The sequence below is a fragment of the Trichococcus alkaliphilus genome (assembly GCF_003008695.1).
Lineage (GTDB): Bacteria > Bacillota > Bacilli > Lactobacillales > Aerococcaceae > Trichococcus > Trichococcus alkaliphilus.
On sequence record NZ_PXZT01000003.1, the window covers coordinates 277,490 to 293,274 of the forward strand.

Annotated in this window: 13 protein-coding genes; 1 reads left to right on the forward strand and 12 read right to left on the reverse strand. The window is 49.4% G+C overall.

The window, feature by feature from the left end; genetic code table 11:
- Positions 1-80: 80 nt before the first annotated feature.
- The 10 genes from ftsX to C7R73_RS04535 all read right to left on the reverse strand — a co-directional run bounded on the left by ftsX (position 81) and on the right by C7R73_RS04535 (position 12,040).
- The gene (gene ftsX, locus C7R73_RS04490; RefSeq protein ID WP_106449324.1) at positions 81-968 is read right to left on the reverse strand and encodes a permease-like cell division protein FtsX; all 888 of its coding nucleotides are present in this window, start codon (positions 966-968) and stop codon (positions 81-83) included.
- Positions 958-1,644, reverse strand: coding sequence for a cell division ATP-binding protein FtsE (gene ftsE, locus C7R73_RS04495; RefSeq protein ID WP_086629500.1), 687 nt, complete (start codon positions 1,642-1,644; stop codon positions 958-960). The genes ftsX and ftsE overlap by 11 nt, the downstream gene beginning before the upstream one ends.
- Before the next feature lie 202 nt (positions 1,645-1,846).
- Positions 1,847-2,963, reverse strand: a protein-coding gene (prfB, locus tag C7R73_RS04500; protein WP_106449325.1) for a peptide chain release factor 2 whose coding sequence is annotated in 2 segments (ribosomal slippage) — positions 1,847-2,890 and positions 2,892-2,963 — 1,116 coding nt in all. Because the reading frame shifts where the segments join, the coding sequence is not laid out codon by codon here.
- A 159-nt stretch (positions 2,964-3,122) separates the two neighbouring features.
- A complete protein-coding gene (secA, locus tag C7R73_RS04505) occupies positions 3,123-5,669 on the reverse strand; it encodes a preprotein translocase subunit SecA (RefSeq protein ID WP_106449326.1) in 2,547 nt (848 codons plus the stop codon).
- 229 nt (positions 5,670-5,898) lie between these two features.
- Positions 5,899-6,456, reverse strand: coding sequence for a ribosome hibernation-promoting factor, HPF/YfiA family (gene hpf, locus C7R73_RS04510; RefSeq protein ID WP_106449327.1), 558 nt, complete (start codon positions 6,454-6,456; stop codon positions 5,899-5,901).
- A gap of 126 nt (positions 6,457-6,582) precedes the next feature.
- Positions 6,583-7,272, reverse strand: a complete 690-nt coding sequence (locus tag C7R73_RS04515; protein WP_106449328.1) for a ComF family protein — start codon at positions 7,270-7,272, stop codon at positions 6,583-6,585.
- The gene (locus C7R73_RS04520; protein WP_106449329.1) at positions 7,244-8,614 is read right to left on the reverse strand and encodes an ATP-dependent helicase ComFA; all 1,371 of its coding nucleotides are present in this window, start codon (positions 8,612-8,614) and stop codon (positions 7,244-7,246) included. Before C7R73_RS04520 ends, C7R73_RS04515 begins: the two co-directional genes overlap by 29 nt.
- Before the next feature lie 93 nt (positions 8,615-8,707).
- Complete coding sequence (gene thpR, locus C7R73_RS04525) at positions 8,708-9,295, reverse strand: RNA 2',3'-cyclic phosphodiesterase (RefSeq protein WP_106449330.1); 588 nt, start codon at positions 9,293-9,295, stop codon at positions 8,708-8,710.
- 124 nt (positions 9,296-9,419) lie between these two features.
- Positions 9,420-10,286 (reverse strand): DegV family protein, encoded by an 867-nt coding sequence (locus C7R73_RS04530; RefSeq protein ID WP_106449331.1) that lies wholly within the window; start codon positions 10,284-10,286, stop codon positions 9,420-9,422.
- A gap of 8 nt (positions 10,287-10,294) precedes the next feature.
- The gene (locus C7R73_RS04535) at positions 10,295-12,040 is read right to left on the reverse strand and encodes a UDP-N-acetylmuramoyl-L-alanyl-D-glutamate--2,6-diaminopimelate ligase (RefSeq protein ID WP_275658090.1); all 1,746 of its coding nucleotides are present in this window, start codon (positions 12,038-12,040) and stop codon (positions 10,295-10,297) included.
- On the opposite strand from C7R73_RS04535, the gene C7R73_RS04540 reads away from it, so the two are divergent.
- The gene (locus tag C7R73_RS04540) at positions 11,948-12,619 is read left to right on the forward strand and encodes a YigZ family protein (RefSeq protein WP_106449333.1); all 672 of its coding nucleotides are present in this window, start codon (positions 11,948-11,950) and stop codon (positions 12,617-12,619) included. The genes C7R73_RS04535 and C7R73_RS04540 overlap by 93 nt on opposite strands.
- 57 nt (positions 12,620-12,676) lie before the next feature.
- Here the strand turns inward: C7R73_RS04540 and C7R73_RS04545 are convergent, their stop codons facing one another.
- Positions 12,677-13,774: a glycosyltransferase family 4 protein gene (locus tag C7R73_RS04545; protein WP_239992565.1), complete on the reverse strand. Its 1,098-nt coding sequence runs from the start codon at positions 13,772-13,774 to the stop codon at positions 12,677-12,679.
- 100 nt (positions 13,775-13,874) lie between these two features.
- Positions 13,875-15,764 (reverse strand): LTA synthase family protein, encoded by a 1,890-nt coding sequence (locus C7R73_RS04550; protein ID WP_106449335.1) that lies wholly within the window; start codon positions 15,762-15,764, stop codon positions 13,875-13,877.
- Between the last annotated feature and the right edge of the window lie 21 nt (positions 15,765-15,785).

Sequence of the window (15,785 nt, forward strand, 5' to 3'; positions counted from 1 at the left end):
GAACACTGTTTCAGGCAACAGAAAAAAGGTTCTGGCCATACAGTAGTATGACTGGAACCTTTTTTGAACTCGAATTATTTTTAAACTTTCAGGAATCTGCGCATCGAGAATACGGAACCGAATGCTCCGATAAAGATGCCGATGCCCACCATCAGAAGACTGATGTAGAGAAGAAATGGATTCGGAGTCAAAAGCCCGAAGTTTGTGCCTGCCAAGTAATCCCCGCTCACATCAAAAATGAAGCGGTAAAGGAATATGAGGAAGGTCATGGGAATCAATGCCCCTATCAGACCGATAACGGCTCCTTCAATCAGGAACGGCCATCTGATGAAGCTGTTTTTAGCCCCCACCAAACGCATGATTTCAATTTCTGTGCTCCGTGAAAAGATGGTGATTCGGATTGTGTTGGAAATCAGGAATACGGCAACCAACAGCAAACCGATGATGATGACAAGCCCGATCGTACGGATCGTCGCAATCGTCTCGAACAATTTATCCGCTGTGGCACCGCCGTATTCGACCTGCGTGACATACTGCATAGCGGATGCTGCTTCAGCTACCGCTTTCGTCTGTTCCGGAGCCGTTGTGTTCAGGACATAAGCATCATACAACGGATTGGCATCCCCACCGAATAGGTCGAACTCATCGCCGTAGCTGCCGATGATCTTATCCAATTCCTCGTCCTTGCTTGAGAAAGTGATCGATTCCACATTGGCGATGTTTTCCAGTTCTGTTTTCAACACTTCCTGCGCAGCCGGATCAGCCGCCAGATCGATGTAAACTTTTACACTCACATCATTTTCGACGTCGGAAGCCAATTTGTTCACGTTCAAGAGAATACCGGTAAAGGATCCCACAAGCAGCAAGGTCAGCGCCACAGCACTGATTGAGGCGATCGACATCCAGCCATTACGGAACAGGCTTTTGAACGCATCTCTTATGTGTCTCATAAATGTTCTAAATTTCATATCCATATTCTCCTTCTTGTTGATCTCGGACAATACGGCCATTCTCTATTGCTAATACACGGTGTTTGATGTCATTAACGATTTGGCTGTTATGGGTTGCCATCAGAATCGTCGTGCCTTGGTTGTTGATTTCTTCCAGAATGCGCATGATTTCCATCGACGTATCCGGATCCAAGTTACCTGTTGGCTCATCCGCAATCAGGACGCCAGGCATGTTCGCAATCGCACGCGCAATCGCAATCCGTTGCTGTTCTCCACCGGAAAGTTCATTCGGGAACATCCGGACTTTGTGCTTCAGTCCGACCAAATCAAGCACTTCCAATACGCGCTTCTGGATGACTTTCGGACTTTTTTCGACTACTTCCATCGCGTAGGCGATGTTTTCGTATACGGTCAGTTTCGGTAATAATTTGAAATCCTGGAAGACTACGCCCACAAAACGACGCAACAATGGGATTTCCTTTTCCTTCATGGTCGTTAAATTATATTTGCCTACTTGAACTGTTCCTGAGGATGGTTTTACTTCGCGGTACATCATTTTGACAAAGGTTGATTTGCCGGCTCCACTGGGGCCTACAATATAAACAAATTCCCCTTGCTCGATCTTCACGCTCAGATTATTGACCGCCGTAATGCCGTTGTTGTATTTCTTAGAGACATTCAGCATTTCAATCATTTTATCACCTGTCTTTTCTTTTTTTCCTTGCTGCCGTTCTGAAACCTTCAGAGGCCGCAAGAATGCTTCCCTATTATAGCACGTTGTGTAACTATGTCTGTTTTAGTTTCTTTACAAGTATGTGTCAATAGTTTCTCAGAAGCCCAGCTGAATCCTCATTATTCCTGCTCACGTCTGGCCATTTTTCATTTCGTTGCGGTTCTTATAGCTCTTCCTGATCCATTGTCATTTTCAGATAGGCGTCGATAAAGGCGTCCAGATCCCCGTCCATGACGGCCTGTACGTTACCCGTTTCATAGCTGCTTCTGTGGTCTTTGACCATGGAATAGGGATGGAATACGTAAGAACGGATCTGTGAACCCCAACCGATTTCTTTTTGTTCTCCGCGGATGGCTGCCAGTTCTCTTTCACGCTCTTCCTCTTGAAGTTGATATAGTTTTGCCTTCAGCATCCCCATAGCGGTGTCCCTGTTCTGGAATTGGGAACGTTGCGCCTGGCTCGCCACAACAACGCCGGTCGGGATGTGCGTGATCCGGATGGCTGAGGATGTTTTGTTGATGTGCTGTCCGCCTGCTCCGCTGGCGCGGTACGTGTCCACACGGATGTCATCCGGACTCACTTCTATCTCCGTATCATCCGCAGCGATCTCCGGCATCACGTCGATCGAACAAAAAGAGGTGTGTCTTCTTCCGGCCGAGTCGAACGGCGAAATGCGGACCAAACGGTGTACGCCCCTTTCCGAACGCAGGTAGCCATAGGCGTTCAATCCTTTGATAAGGATCGTTACGCTCTTGATTCCGGCTTCATCCCCGCTTTGATAGTCCAGTGTCTCCACGTCGAAGCCTTTTTTATCGGCCCAACGTGTGTACATGCGGAAAAGCATGCTTCCCCAATCCTGGGATTCCGTTCCGCCGGCACCCGGATGGATTTCCAAGATGGCGTTGGATTTGTCGTGCGGTCCGTTCAACAGCATCGTCAGTTCGTATTTTTCCAACGCTTCGGTAAATTCTTTCGTCTTTTCGTTCAATTCTTCCAAATAATCCGGATCTTCTTCCTCTTTCACCATTTCATACAAGACTTCCAGGTCCTCATACTGCGCTTCCAAACTCTTGTAGGTATTGTAGACTACTTTTATTTGGTTCGATTGATTGATGACTTCCTGCGCCGCTTCGGCATTGTTCCAGAACTCAGGATCGAGCATGCGATCGTCGAATTCCGCGATATCCGTTTCCAGGCCATCTAAGTCAAAGAGACCTCCTGAAGCTTGAGATTTTTGTTTCTGAACTTTCCAATATTGCTTTGATTTCACTTAATTCCATTTGATTTCCTCCTAGATTCGACAAAAGAAGGATGGGTCGGGATAAAAACAAGCTACTGTTTTTTATCCCGACCCTCCTCGATTGGCGCTGTATCCGATTAGTGTGTGTTTGACTTTTTTTGCTGGATGAAGTGTAGATTGCTTGAATCGCTCCCGGTTATTATTCGGTAGGCGACTCTTGTTTTTCTGCTGCTTCAGCCGCTTGTTTGGCTTTTTGGATTTCCATCAGTTTTTGCATTCTCATTGCGGCGATCTGTGCTCTGCGCGCTTGTTCCTGTTGCTCGGTTAAGGACGCGACTGTTTCGCGCGTCGGCATGATGTTCGAGCCTTGGCCTACTGATTGTCGTTGCAGATTTTGGCGGATTTCTGATTTCATCACGATGCGGGTGACGTCATAGTCGATGGTGGCGATCATTTCTTGGAAACGATCATAGCCTTCGGTTTGGTACTCGGTCAACGGATTGTTCTGTGCGTATGAACGCAAGCCGATTCCTTGGCGCAGCTCATCCATATTGTCGATGTGATCGGTCCATTTGCTGTCCACGACCCGCAGGATGACGACTTTTTCAAACTCCAATATTTGTTCCGGACTCAATTGTTTCTCTTTTGTCTTGTAAACTTCCATTGCGCGTTCCACCAAATATTCCTCGATTTCATGCGCAGTTTTGCCTTCCAGATCGGCTAAACTGATGCTGTCGGGATGCACTAGGGCAGCTCCCGCAAAATCGCGGATCCCTTGTAGGTTCCATGTCGCCTTTTCACCGATGGTGTGTGTTTCGACCACACGCGCAATCGCACGTTTGATCATGGCTGTTGCGACATACTTCAGGGATTCGGTTTCGTTGATGACTTCCAGACGCTGTCCATAAATGATTTCACGCTGTTCGCGCATGACTTCGTCGTATTCCAATACGTTTTTACGGGTATCGTAGTTGTTGCCTTCCACTCGTTTCTGGGCGGATTCCACTTGTTTGGAAAGCATTTTGCTTTGGATGACCACGTCTTCTGCTTCATCGTCCAAATTCAATTTGCTCCAAACTTGCTGGATGCGTTCCGATCCGAAGCGTCTCATCAAGTCATCTTCCAACGACAGGTAAAATTGCGTTTCACCAGGATCCCCTTGACGTCCGGAACGTCCACGCAGTTGGTTGTCGATCCGGCGTGATTCATGGCGTTCGGTACCAATGACGCAGAGACCGCCTAATTCCTTGACGCCTTTACCCAGCTTGATGTCGGTACCACGGCCGGCCATGTTGGTGGCGATCGTGACGGCTCCGGGTTGACCGGCTCCGATGATGATTTCCGCTTCCCGGAAATGGTTTTTGGCATTCAACACTTGGTGCGGAATGTTTTCTTGACGCAGCATGTGCGAAAGCAGTTCCGAAGTTTCCACTGCTACGGTACCGACAAGGATCGGCTGCCCTTTGGCATGACGCTCTTTGATGTCGCCGACGACAGCCCTGAATTTACTCTTCAAGGATGGGTACAACAAATCCGGAAAGTCATTACGGACGATCGGTCTGTTTGTAGGAATCGAGATGACGTTCATATTGTAGATTTCCCGGAATTCTTCTTCTTCCGTTTTCGCCGTACCGGTCATACCAGACAGTTTTTTGTACATACGGAAATAGTTCTGGAAAGTGATGGTGGCCATCGTTTTCGATTCATTTTCGATTTCAACGTTCTCTTTCGCTTCAATGGCTTGGTGAAGTCCGTCCGAGTAACGACGGCCTTCCATGATCCGCCCAGTGAATTGGTCAACGATTTTTACTTTTCCGTCTTCCACTACGTAATCGATATCCACAAGCATGATGAAGTTCGCGCGCAAAGCTTGATCCAAATGATGCACCAAGCGGGTATTATCCACATCGTACAGGTTTGGTAAATGGAATGTTTTTTCGGCTTTCTCGATGCCTTCATCTGTCAATGCAATCGATTTGGATGTCAAATCGATCGTAAAGTCTTCATTCTCTTTCAATCCTTTGATGAAGAAATCAGCTCGGTTATAGAGTGCTGTCGATTTTTCGGCTTGTCCGGAAATGATCAATGGTGTACGGGCTTCATCAACCAAGATCGAGTCGACCTCATCGACGACCGCAAAGTTCAACGGGCGCTGCACCATTTGATTTTTGTAGACAACCATATTGTCCCGCAAATAATCGAAGCCCAATTCATTGTTGGTGCTGTAAGTGATGTCGCAGTTATAGGATTCTCGTTTTTCTTCAGAAGACTTGCCGTTAGTGTTCAAGCCTACAGTCAACCCCAGGAAGCGGTACAGTTCACCCATCTCAACAGCATCGCGGCTTGCCAGGTATTCATTGACGGTGACAACGTGAACGCCTTCGCCCGATAAGGCGTTCAGGTAAACAGGCATTGTTGCAGTCAAGGTTTTACCTTCACCGGTCTTCATTTCGGCGATGTTGCCTTTATGCAGGGTGATCCCCCCCATGATCTGCACTTTATAAGGATACAGTCCCAAGACGCGTTTTGCGCCTTCGCGGACTACCGCAAAAGCTTCAGGCAACAGGTCATCCAAAGACTCCCCTTTTTTATAGCGTTCTTTATAGGATTCGGTCAGTTCGCGCAATTCTTCATCATCCAAAGCGGCCATTCGATCCGCGTAGGAGATGACCTTATCCGCTACTCCTTCCAAGGAACGTAGCTCTTTCTTATCATTCTCGATGAGTTTCTTTAAAAAGTTGGCCATTCTATATCTCCTCTTGCTGTCTGATTTCATTCCAGCAATCATTTTCACTGGGTATGCATTCGTGTATAAGTCGTTCGTTGCTGATGCAAAAATAATTCTTTTATCTCTACTATTCTATCATTACTTTTAATTAATGTGAACTACTCGCCATCAACAAAACCATGCACCTGTTGCCTAATAAAAAAAGCCCCCCGCCGTTTATTATGGGCGGGGGACGTTATTTTCGGATTTAGTCAGTTTCGATCAGACCGAATTTGCCGTCTTTTCGGCGGTACACGATACTTGTGCCGTTCGTTTCAGCATCTTCGAAGATAAAGAAGTTGTGTCCAAGCATATTCATCTGTAATACAGCTTCTTCACTGTCCATCGGTTTGAGGGAAAGACGTTTAGTGCGGACGATTTCAAGCGGATTCTCATCGTCTTCCATTTTTTCTTCGATCAGATTCGGCTCGTTACCGATATCAAATCCTCTCTCTCTGGATTTGCGATGAATCTTCGTCTTGTACTTACGGACTTGGCGTTCAAGTTTGTCCACGACCAAATCGATGCTTCCGTATAGATCGTTGGAAGTCTCTTCGGCTCTTAAAACCAGGAAAGGTAGCGGAACCGTAACTTCCACCTTAGCAGATTTTTCGGCTGGGAATGGATATACTTTTAAGTTGACATGCGCAGTTGTTTCAGGCACGTTGCTAAAGTATTTTTCCAGTCTGCCTAATTTTTTCTCGGCGTAGCTGCGGATCGGTTCTGTAACCTCAATATTTTCTCCTCGGACATTATACTTAAACATAGCACTCTCTCCTTTCGTCTGACGCATCGTCAGATAAAGACAACCCTCACCTATGGACCACTCATAGGGGGTTTCTTTAACTTCATTATAATGTAAGCGCCTTAAAATTTCAATGTTTATGATTTATTATCTTGCGATCGTAATCGAACGAACCGATCTGAATCCATGCTTGTACAGGAGGGTTTTCGCGTGGTAGAGCGTTCTTCCGGTTGTGTAGACATCATCAAAAAGAATAATTTCCTGCTGAAGATATTTTTTGTGCTCGTCCAGCAACGAAAATGGTTGCGTTGTCAGCAGTCGTTCCTGCCTGTTTTTTTCGGATTGTTTTTCCCCGGCATGCTGGTTTCCCAAGAATTGCACGTAGCGGATCCCAGCTTGTTTCAGCATCTCTTCGCATTGGCTGAAGCCTCTTTCCTCGTAACTGGCTGATGATATCGGCAACGGGAGGAACAGCCCTCTTGGATGCGCCCTTTGGAAAGCCTGCAGCTCGTTCGTGAAGGCACCGGCAAGACGGTAATCGCCTTGGAACTTGTAGCGTTGCAGCCAGTCCTTCACAACACCGGTATAGGCATAGCAGGCATGATGCGCGATCGTCAGCTCCGGATAACGACAGCTCCACCTCCGGCAGTCCTCGCACAACTCAATGGCTGTTTGCGGCCGCATGCAGCCCGGGCAGCACGTTTGACCGACTAAACGCGGCAACTTTTCGTCGCAGGATCGGCAGATTGTTCCGCAAACTTTTTCCCTGGAACCGAAAAGTTCCTGAAGGGTCAAAACTTCGCGGATCTCATTTTGGCAAAACAGACACTGACCCATTCAGTAGCCCCCTTCTTCCCGCATCCCGGTTCATCGAGCGGATCTGCCGGACCGCACCTTGGATGGCTTTCGTTTCGCCATCATGGGCAAAGCAGACCCACCCCGTCGGAAAGTCTTTGTGCCTGCCTGCCCTGCCGGCAATCTGCACCAACGAAGCTTCCGTGAAGACCCGATTTTCCGCGCCAAGCACGATGACATCGATGTCCCTGAAAGTCACGCCGCGCTCCAATATGGTCGTCGTCATCAAAAAATCATATTCCTCCGCGCGCATCCTTTTCACTTTCTCCTCGCGGTCAGGGTCGCTCGCCGAAACGCAAGTGAACTGCTTGTCCGGAAAAAGTTCCCTCAACCATCCGTCCAGCTCTTCCATCAGCTGGATGTGCGGCAAAAAAAGCAGAAAGCGCCGATTCGTTTGGAGCTGCCTGCGGATCAGGGTAAGGAATCGGGCCGTTTTCTTTTTGTTGATGGCATTGCGCCAATTCCCGACCCACAGACACTCTGGTTCGGGCAACGCAAAGCCGTGATAGCGGGCAGGCAACACCGTCGCTGACAATCTGCCGCGCTTGATGTCCTTTTGCATCACTCTTGAAGGTGTTGCCGTCAAGTAAACCAGCGCGCTCGCCTTTTTTCTGGATTTTTGCGCCCCGAATTGTAGGCTCACATCGTTATGGAACGGGAAGGAATCGATTTCGTCGATGATCAGGAAATCGAACGCTTCCCGGAAACGCAGCAGTTGATGGGTCGTGGCGATGACGAGCGGCGTATAGCTGTAGCCCTCCTCATCCCCTCCGTACAGCAAGGCCACCGGGACGTCCGGGAAGGCCTGCTTGATCCGTGGGGCCAGTTCCAGGCAAACGTCCACGCGCGGGGAGGCCAGGCAGACTCTCCCGCCTTTGCGCAGACAGGCTGCAATCCCTTCAAAAATCATCTCGGTCTTCCCGGCACCGGCAACGGCCCAGATCAGGCGTGTCTCTTCAGCATGGACCGTCTCCACGATTTCATCCGATGCACGTTTCTGTTCCGAGGACAGCTGGCCCTTCCATTGCAGAATCGGCTCATGGGGCCATGCGAACGAGTTGGTTTCCGGCAGATGATGGAGGATTGTGCAGCTTTTGATTTTCCCCATGTTCAGGCAACTCAAGCAATAAAGACAAGCAGCTCCGCAAGAACATGGCGCTGCCTGCAGCTTTTTCCTTTCCTGATTTCCGCAGCGGTTACATGTCAACTTCCCGTTTGCGCTGACCAATCCGGGCCGCTTCTCAGCCAGAGCCAACAGAGCTTCGTCTGCATTGCGGCACTCGCTCCTCGTCAACTCCCTGCCGTACAGTTCCTTCCCGTCCATATCATCCCACCTATCCCTTCTTTGGTAGCATACGCAAAAAAAGCCGCCGCTCTTCCGCTGATTATGCGAAGTGTGACGCCTTTCTGTTTCCTGTCAGGGATTTGTTTGTTTGCTGGAAATCGTCCGGCTTGTCTGACCGTTGAACGGGAAATCAGCGATTGGGCGATAGACCAGCTTTCCGTTCACCCGCACACTTTCGAACAGCGTCAGCGCGGTGACCGGGATTTTCTGGTCAGAGGGCAGCGGCACTTTGATGAGTGATTCCCACTCCTGCGACAGTACGATCCCCCGACCGAGCGTAAGGTGCGGAATGAAGGCAACCTCGTCGGCGACTGTCGTTGCTTGCCCCAAAAGTTCCGCGTTAAGCTGATCATAGAGTTGATGGAGCTGTCTGTTTTCTTTGATGCCCAGCCAGATGATCCACTTGTTTTTCTTGAAAAAACAACCCCATCCATCGGGTTCGATCAGGAAGGGAGCCTGTTCTTGCGTGCAGCGGGCCAACACCGTTTCGATCGCACTTTTCTGTTCCGGATTCACTTCCCCGATAAAACGCATCGTCAAATGAAAGTTATCCGGATCCGTGAATGATCCTTTGAGGCTGGCACGTTTCACTTCTTCCTGAACGGCACCCAGTTGTTCTTTAATGGGCTCAGGCAATCTGACGCCGATAAATACTCTCACAAAAGCACCCCCGCTATCTGTTTAAAAACCAGTCCGAAATTCCCCCCAGAAAAAAACAGGAAGGCCAGGGACCAAATGGCCCTTCCTTCCGGATGAATGTATGATTGCCGCAAACAGTTGTTGCCTATATCGGAAAGCTCAATTCGGTGTCTTCAGTCCAGGTCAGCCCCAGCGCACCCTCGCCCAAATGCGTACCGATGACAGGGCCGAAATAACTCATTTCGAAGCGGATGTCCGGAAACTTTCCTTGGAGATGTTCCAGCCAATCTTGCCCTTTTTCGGGAATATTGCCATGGATGACGGTTGCGATGATCGGATAGTCCGCCTTTGAAGCCGTCTGGCCCAACAGTTCTTCGATCCGTCGCAATGACCTTGCATTGGTTCTGATTTTTTCGAAAACGACTATCTTTTTGTCCGAAAAATGCAGCACCGGTTTGATTTTCATGATCGAGCCGATGACAGCAGCCCCACCGGACAGTCTGCCGCCGCGCTGCAGGTTCATCAGATCATCCACCATAAAGTAAGCACGGGAACGTTTTTTCATATGGTCCAATCGCGCCATGATCTGCTCCGGGTCAATACCGGCAGCAGCCAACCTTGCAGCCTCCAAGACGAAGCGGGCTTGCACGTAACAGCTGATTTCAGAATCGAAGGCATGGATGTTGTACTCCGGATATTCCCTGCTTAGAGCAGCAACATTCTGGTACGTACCACTGATGCCGCTTGAGAGATGGACGCTGATGATTGCATCATATTCCTTAGCCAATTCTTCATACAGCTGCTGCATGGCACCCACTGCTGGTTGGGAGCTTTTAGGGAAATCGCCAGATGCTTTCATCAAGGCATAAAAATCCTCAGCAACCAGATCTATTTCTTCTTCATATGATTTTTCTCCGATATTAACGACTAATGGCAGCATATGAATATGGTGCCGCTGGCGTATCTCAGCCGTCAGATAAGCGGTACTGTCCGTAACTACTGCAATTTTCATGGAAGTCCTCAATCTTTCTGCTCGTTGCGCAATTCAATCGCTTTAGCCGCCACTTCACTGTCCAACAGGCGGATCATTCTGCCTCTGTCGTTGTAGTCAGCCTCATGTCCGCGGCCCAGCAGGATGACCGTATCTCCCGGTTCTGCGATGGCGATGGCATGTTGGATCGCTTCCTTACGGTTTTCAATGTATTCATAGTTATCCTTTTCGATGCCGGCAAGCATCATCGCGATAATCTGTTCCTGCGGTTCTTTCCCGGTATCGTCCGTCGTCAGGACCACATAATCGGAAAGTTCCGTACCGATGCGGGCCATGATTGGGCGTTTTTCATGCTCCCGTTCCCCAGCGCCGCCGAAAACGGAAATGACTCTGCCTTGAGTAAATTCGCGCACCACACTCAATACTTTTTCCATCGCGTCAGGCGAATGGGCAAAATCGACGTAGACGCCGATGTCGCTCGCGCCAGGCACGATCTCCAATCTGCCGGTAACACCAGCCAATGACGCTACCGCTTTTGTTGCATCCTCCAACGGAATGCCCACTGCATAAACAGCTGCTAGCGCAGCCAATGTATTGGAGACATTATAGAGCCCCACCAGGTTCGTCAGGACAGGATAGCGTTCCCCATTGACGATCAGATTGAAGCGTGTCTGCGTCCGGCTGTATGTGATATCCGCTGCAAAGAAATCAGCCGTTTCATCCTTCACGCTGTAAGAAATGACTTCTGCCGCCGTAGCGATGCGATAGCTGTGGATCGTTTCATCATCCGCATTCAGTACCGCCGTTTTCGTCCGTCCATTTTTGCGTCCGTTTCCCAGTTGGGAGAAGAGCAGCTTTTTCGCTTCGGCATAGGCTGCCATCGTGTGATGGAATTCCATATGTTCATGCGTCAGGTTCGTCATGATCGCGACATCCAGATCAAGACCCCATGCTCTGCCCATTTCCAACGCAATCGAGGACAGCTCCAGCGTGAAGTATTCAGTCTCCTTCTCAACCATAAGGTGCAGGGCCTTTTGCATCGTGATGCTGTCTGGCGTGGTATTTTTCGTTTTGTGCACTTCGTCGCCGATATGCATTTCGATGGTGCCCATCAGTCCGGTTTTTTTGTCCATCGCCTTAAGGATGGCTTCCACCAAGTAGGTTACCGTCGTCTTTCCGTTTGTCCCCGTGACGCCGATGACTTTCATCGCCTCGCTCGGATAAGCATAAAAATGATTCGCAAGCAGACTCATCGCTTTGCCCGTATCGGGAACATACACGACCGGGACCGATGCTGCCAATTTTTGGATATCCCTATGGGCAACAATCAAGCCCGCACCATTGGCGACCGCCGTCTCAACGTAATTGTGGCCATCGACTTGCGTACCGTCGATGCAGATAAACAGATCCCCCGATTGGATATCGCGGGAATCCTGACTTATTTTTCCAATATTCAAAGCGGGATCCAAGCTCCCAACAACTTTTTTCATTTTGAGTACATCGATTAAATCTGTAGCTTTCACGCAGATCACCTTTCCATCGACCCCTGTGGCCGTTTGGTCTATTCCATCTAACAATACCACAAATGGAAATGTTCGGAAAGTCCCTTTCCTTGTTCGTGGCCTGTCATCCGAGCATCTCTGTGGTAAAATGAGAATAAAAAAACTTGGAGGGGAAAGGATATGCTGACAACCTATCACACTATCGCAGAGAGCGGCGTTACAGAGATCATCATCAAGGGTTCCCGCTTCATCTGCAGCCTCAAACGTGTCCATTCTGAGGACGAGGCCAAAGCCTTCATCCAAGCCGTCAAAAAAGAGCATTGGAAAGCGACGCACAACTGTTCCGCTTACCTGATCGGCGACCAGAACGAAATCCAGCGCGCCCATGACGACGGCGAGCCATCCGGAACAGCTGGCGTCCCGATGCTGGAAGTGCTCAAGAAAAACGATCTGCGTTACGTCGCAGCCGTCGTGACCCGCTATTTCGGCGGGACAAAGTTGGGGGCCGGTGGATTGATCCGCGCCTACAGCCGATCCGTATCGACCGCACTGAAGGACATCGGCATCGTTGTCCGCAGCCTCCAGACAAAAGTTGGCTGCATCGTTTCCTATTCCGCATCCGGAAAATTGGAGAATTACTTGGCACAGTCGCCCTACACTCTGATTGAGGCCCAATACACCGACCAGGTTTGTTTTTTGTGCGGCATCCCTACTGAGGACATCAGCCGTTTCCAGAATGCTGTTACGGATGTCATGAACGGCCGTGTCGTCTTTGAAATCGGCGAGGAGGACTATGTGGAGCGTCCTGTCTCCCCAGCTTACGACGAAGCCGATGAAGGCGAAATCGAATAGATTTTGAATAAAAAAATGAACAAGCGCGTGATAGCCTATTTGGCTTTCATGGCTTGTTCATTTGTTTTTGTCGTCCTTTTCCCTCAAAAGGCGATACAATGTCTTGCGCAACTTGGAGCGATTGCTGTCCAACAGATTGAAGGAAGCGATGAAGAGCATCACGCCGAAAATCAGACCGGCTACCAAAACGACCGTTCCCCAGAAAGAAGAAATCGGGAACAGGATGGCAGTCAAGGAGAAGATGATCGCCAAAGCATAAATGACCAAAACGGTCTGGCGGTGCGTAAACCCTAAGCGCAGCAAACGGTGGTGCAGGTGGCTTTTGTCCTTCGCACTGATGGAACGCTTGTGCAAAGTCCGACGAAGGACAGCGGCAATCGTGTCAGTCAACGGAACCCCGAGAATCGCCACCGGTATCAGGAGCGATACGAAAGTGGCATGTTTCAGGCCGTACAAGGACAGCACCGCGATCATAAACCCTACGAACAGCGATCCCGTATCCCCGAGGAAAATGGAGGACGGGTAGAAGTTGAAAGGCAAAAAACCCAACAAACTCGCAACCAAAAGGAAAATCATGATGACGGTGGCCACATCCATATAATCGGTGAAGAAATAGCTGACGAAACCCATCGTCGAGAGGGAAATGATCGAAGTGCCTGTAGCTAAGCCATCCAACCCATCCATCAGATTCACCGCATTCGTGATGACCACAATCCACAACATCATCACCAAGTAACCCGCTTCATGGAATTCAATCGTTCCGAAATAATCCAGCGTCAGGCTGTCTATTTTGATGCCCGTAAAGAAATAGAGGACATTCGCCGCAGTAAGGATGCCGATCATTTTTTGCCAGGGCCTCAGATCATAGGCGTCATCGATGATCCCCGTTATCAGGATGATCAAGGAGCTCAAAAACATGATGCCCGCAAAGCCCGAGCGGTTACTCAGAGGGATTCCAACGAAGAAGGCTCCCCAATAAGCCAAGAATATGGCTACGCCTCCCATCGTCGGCGTCTCCTTGACATGCACTTTAGCTACGGATGGCTTATCCGTCCAGCGGAAACGTCTCGCAGCCGCACGGAAAAGATAGGTGAACAGCATACTAGCCAGGATCGTCGCACCGAAAAGAAGCATAAAACGTATAAAGAAACTCACCGGACCCCTCCTTTCACCCTGTATTCCCTTAATCATAGGCGATTCCGGCCCTACTTGCAAATCAACTCCCGCAAAAGGAGCCAGCCTGTGCCACCCTATTTCAATCGTTCATTTTGAAAAAACCGTTTAATTCTGCATACCGGTCTCCGGTGGTCGTGTCGTACTGGATCAGATCATAATCCGCCAACAGACTTCTGGCCTGATCGGACAGTCCCTCTCGGCTCGAGACATATTCACCGGTATCGCCATTCACATACAGCGTCTTTTCGAAAGCTGGCACCTGTTCCTGAAGCGCCATCAACAAGGCTTCAAAAGCCGTGACGCGGCTGCCACTCAACTCCAGCACTTCCGGGAAGAAATAGATGGGGCTGGTGACGCCCAAATCCTTTTGGGCTTCTTCCGTGTTGCTGTAGACGAACATAGGCGTCTCATGCATATTTTGGATCGTATTCAGCGCATAAAGATCCTCTCCGAAAACGCTCGGCCAATGATCCCCCCAAAACACGACGACTGTCGGCTCATCCCATTCCTGCAGAGTTGCCAACAGATCCGCCAACGCTTGATCGCTGTACTGCAGATCCTGCAGATAGTTCCGGATCGTCTGGCTGGCTATGCCGGTTTCAGCAGCAGATGGCGTTACCGTGTATTTATTTTGATAAGGCGTATGATTCTGCATCGTCACCAAATGGATAAAATCTTTTTCCTCGCTGGCTTTCAGGATAGCCGTTATTTCAGCGTACGCGGCTGCATCCGAAATATACGGATTGGTATCCAACTTTTCCGTATTTGTCATCGTGTCCTCGTAAAGAAAAGAATCGAATCCCAAAGTCTCATAGTTCTCCAACCGCTTATACATGGTCGTATTGTAGGGATGGATCGCTGTGGTACGGAAACCGGCTTCTTCCAAACGGGACACGACGGAAGGGAAATCGTCTTGCGAAGACAGGAATTGCGTATAGGGCGTCGTGATGTTCGCAGCGAACGGCTCCATCGAAAAACCTGTCAATGCCTCAAATTCGATATTGGCGGTTCCGCCGCCATAGCCTTGGGACAACAGTTCGCCGCTGTAGCTTGTGTCCATCAAGGCTCGCGTGAACGGAATCGGATCGCTTTGCAGATTCAATCCTTCCAATTCAAGCGGGTCCGCAAAACTTTCATTCATGATATAGATGATATTCGTTTCAGGCAATACAGCTGTTCTTTCTGCGTTGATTTCGTCAGCAAGTTGTTGATAGGTTACCTTCAACTCATTAATCTTTTCCTGTGAATAATCCGTCGGCAGCTCCATCGGTGCAGCCGAAAGGTTGTATAGGAAGCCGGCCACAAAGCCGGTGTTGTAGTAGTTCATTTGTTGGCTGTACGGAATCCAATAAGCCGTCCTGTCATAGGCTTTCTTCAGCAGGTTGCTTTCCTGCTGGAACTGGCCGGCATAGCCGAGCGCCATGCTTGTTGTTATGAGAATCAGCACGCGTGATTTCCATCCCAATTTTACGGTTTTCTTGGACTTGGCATGACGCAGGGAATAAAGCACGAATGCCAAAAACAGGATGAACACAAAGCTTAGTGCCGCCAATGTCCGTCCATTCAGCATCTCCAAAAGGAAGGTGGCCTCCGTCAGCATCTTCAAGTCGCTCGGATAAACGGGCTCGTTCCGCTGCAGCATCTTTTCATAAGTCGCCATGCCGAGGATTCCTCCCGACAGCAACAGCAAGGCGTTCGCTAAGCGGATGTTCCCTACCAACGCCCAAAGCCATAGACCCAGCGTCACTAATACGCCCGTACTGATCAGGAACTTCTCGGTATGCCAAGCAAATACAAAATTCACGACCAGTCCGGCATCCAGATCATTTTGGGTCCATTGAAGGTAAAGATGGACCACGAATACAGTCGCCAACAAGCTGAAGCAGTGCAAGAGCAGGATATGACCCCTGCTCTTGCACTGCAGTTCTTGATTTTCTTGCATCATTTTAAATTGTTTGCTGATTTTCACTGCAAAACCCCACTATCTGAA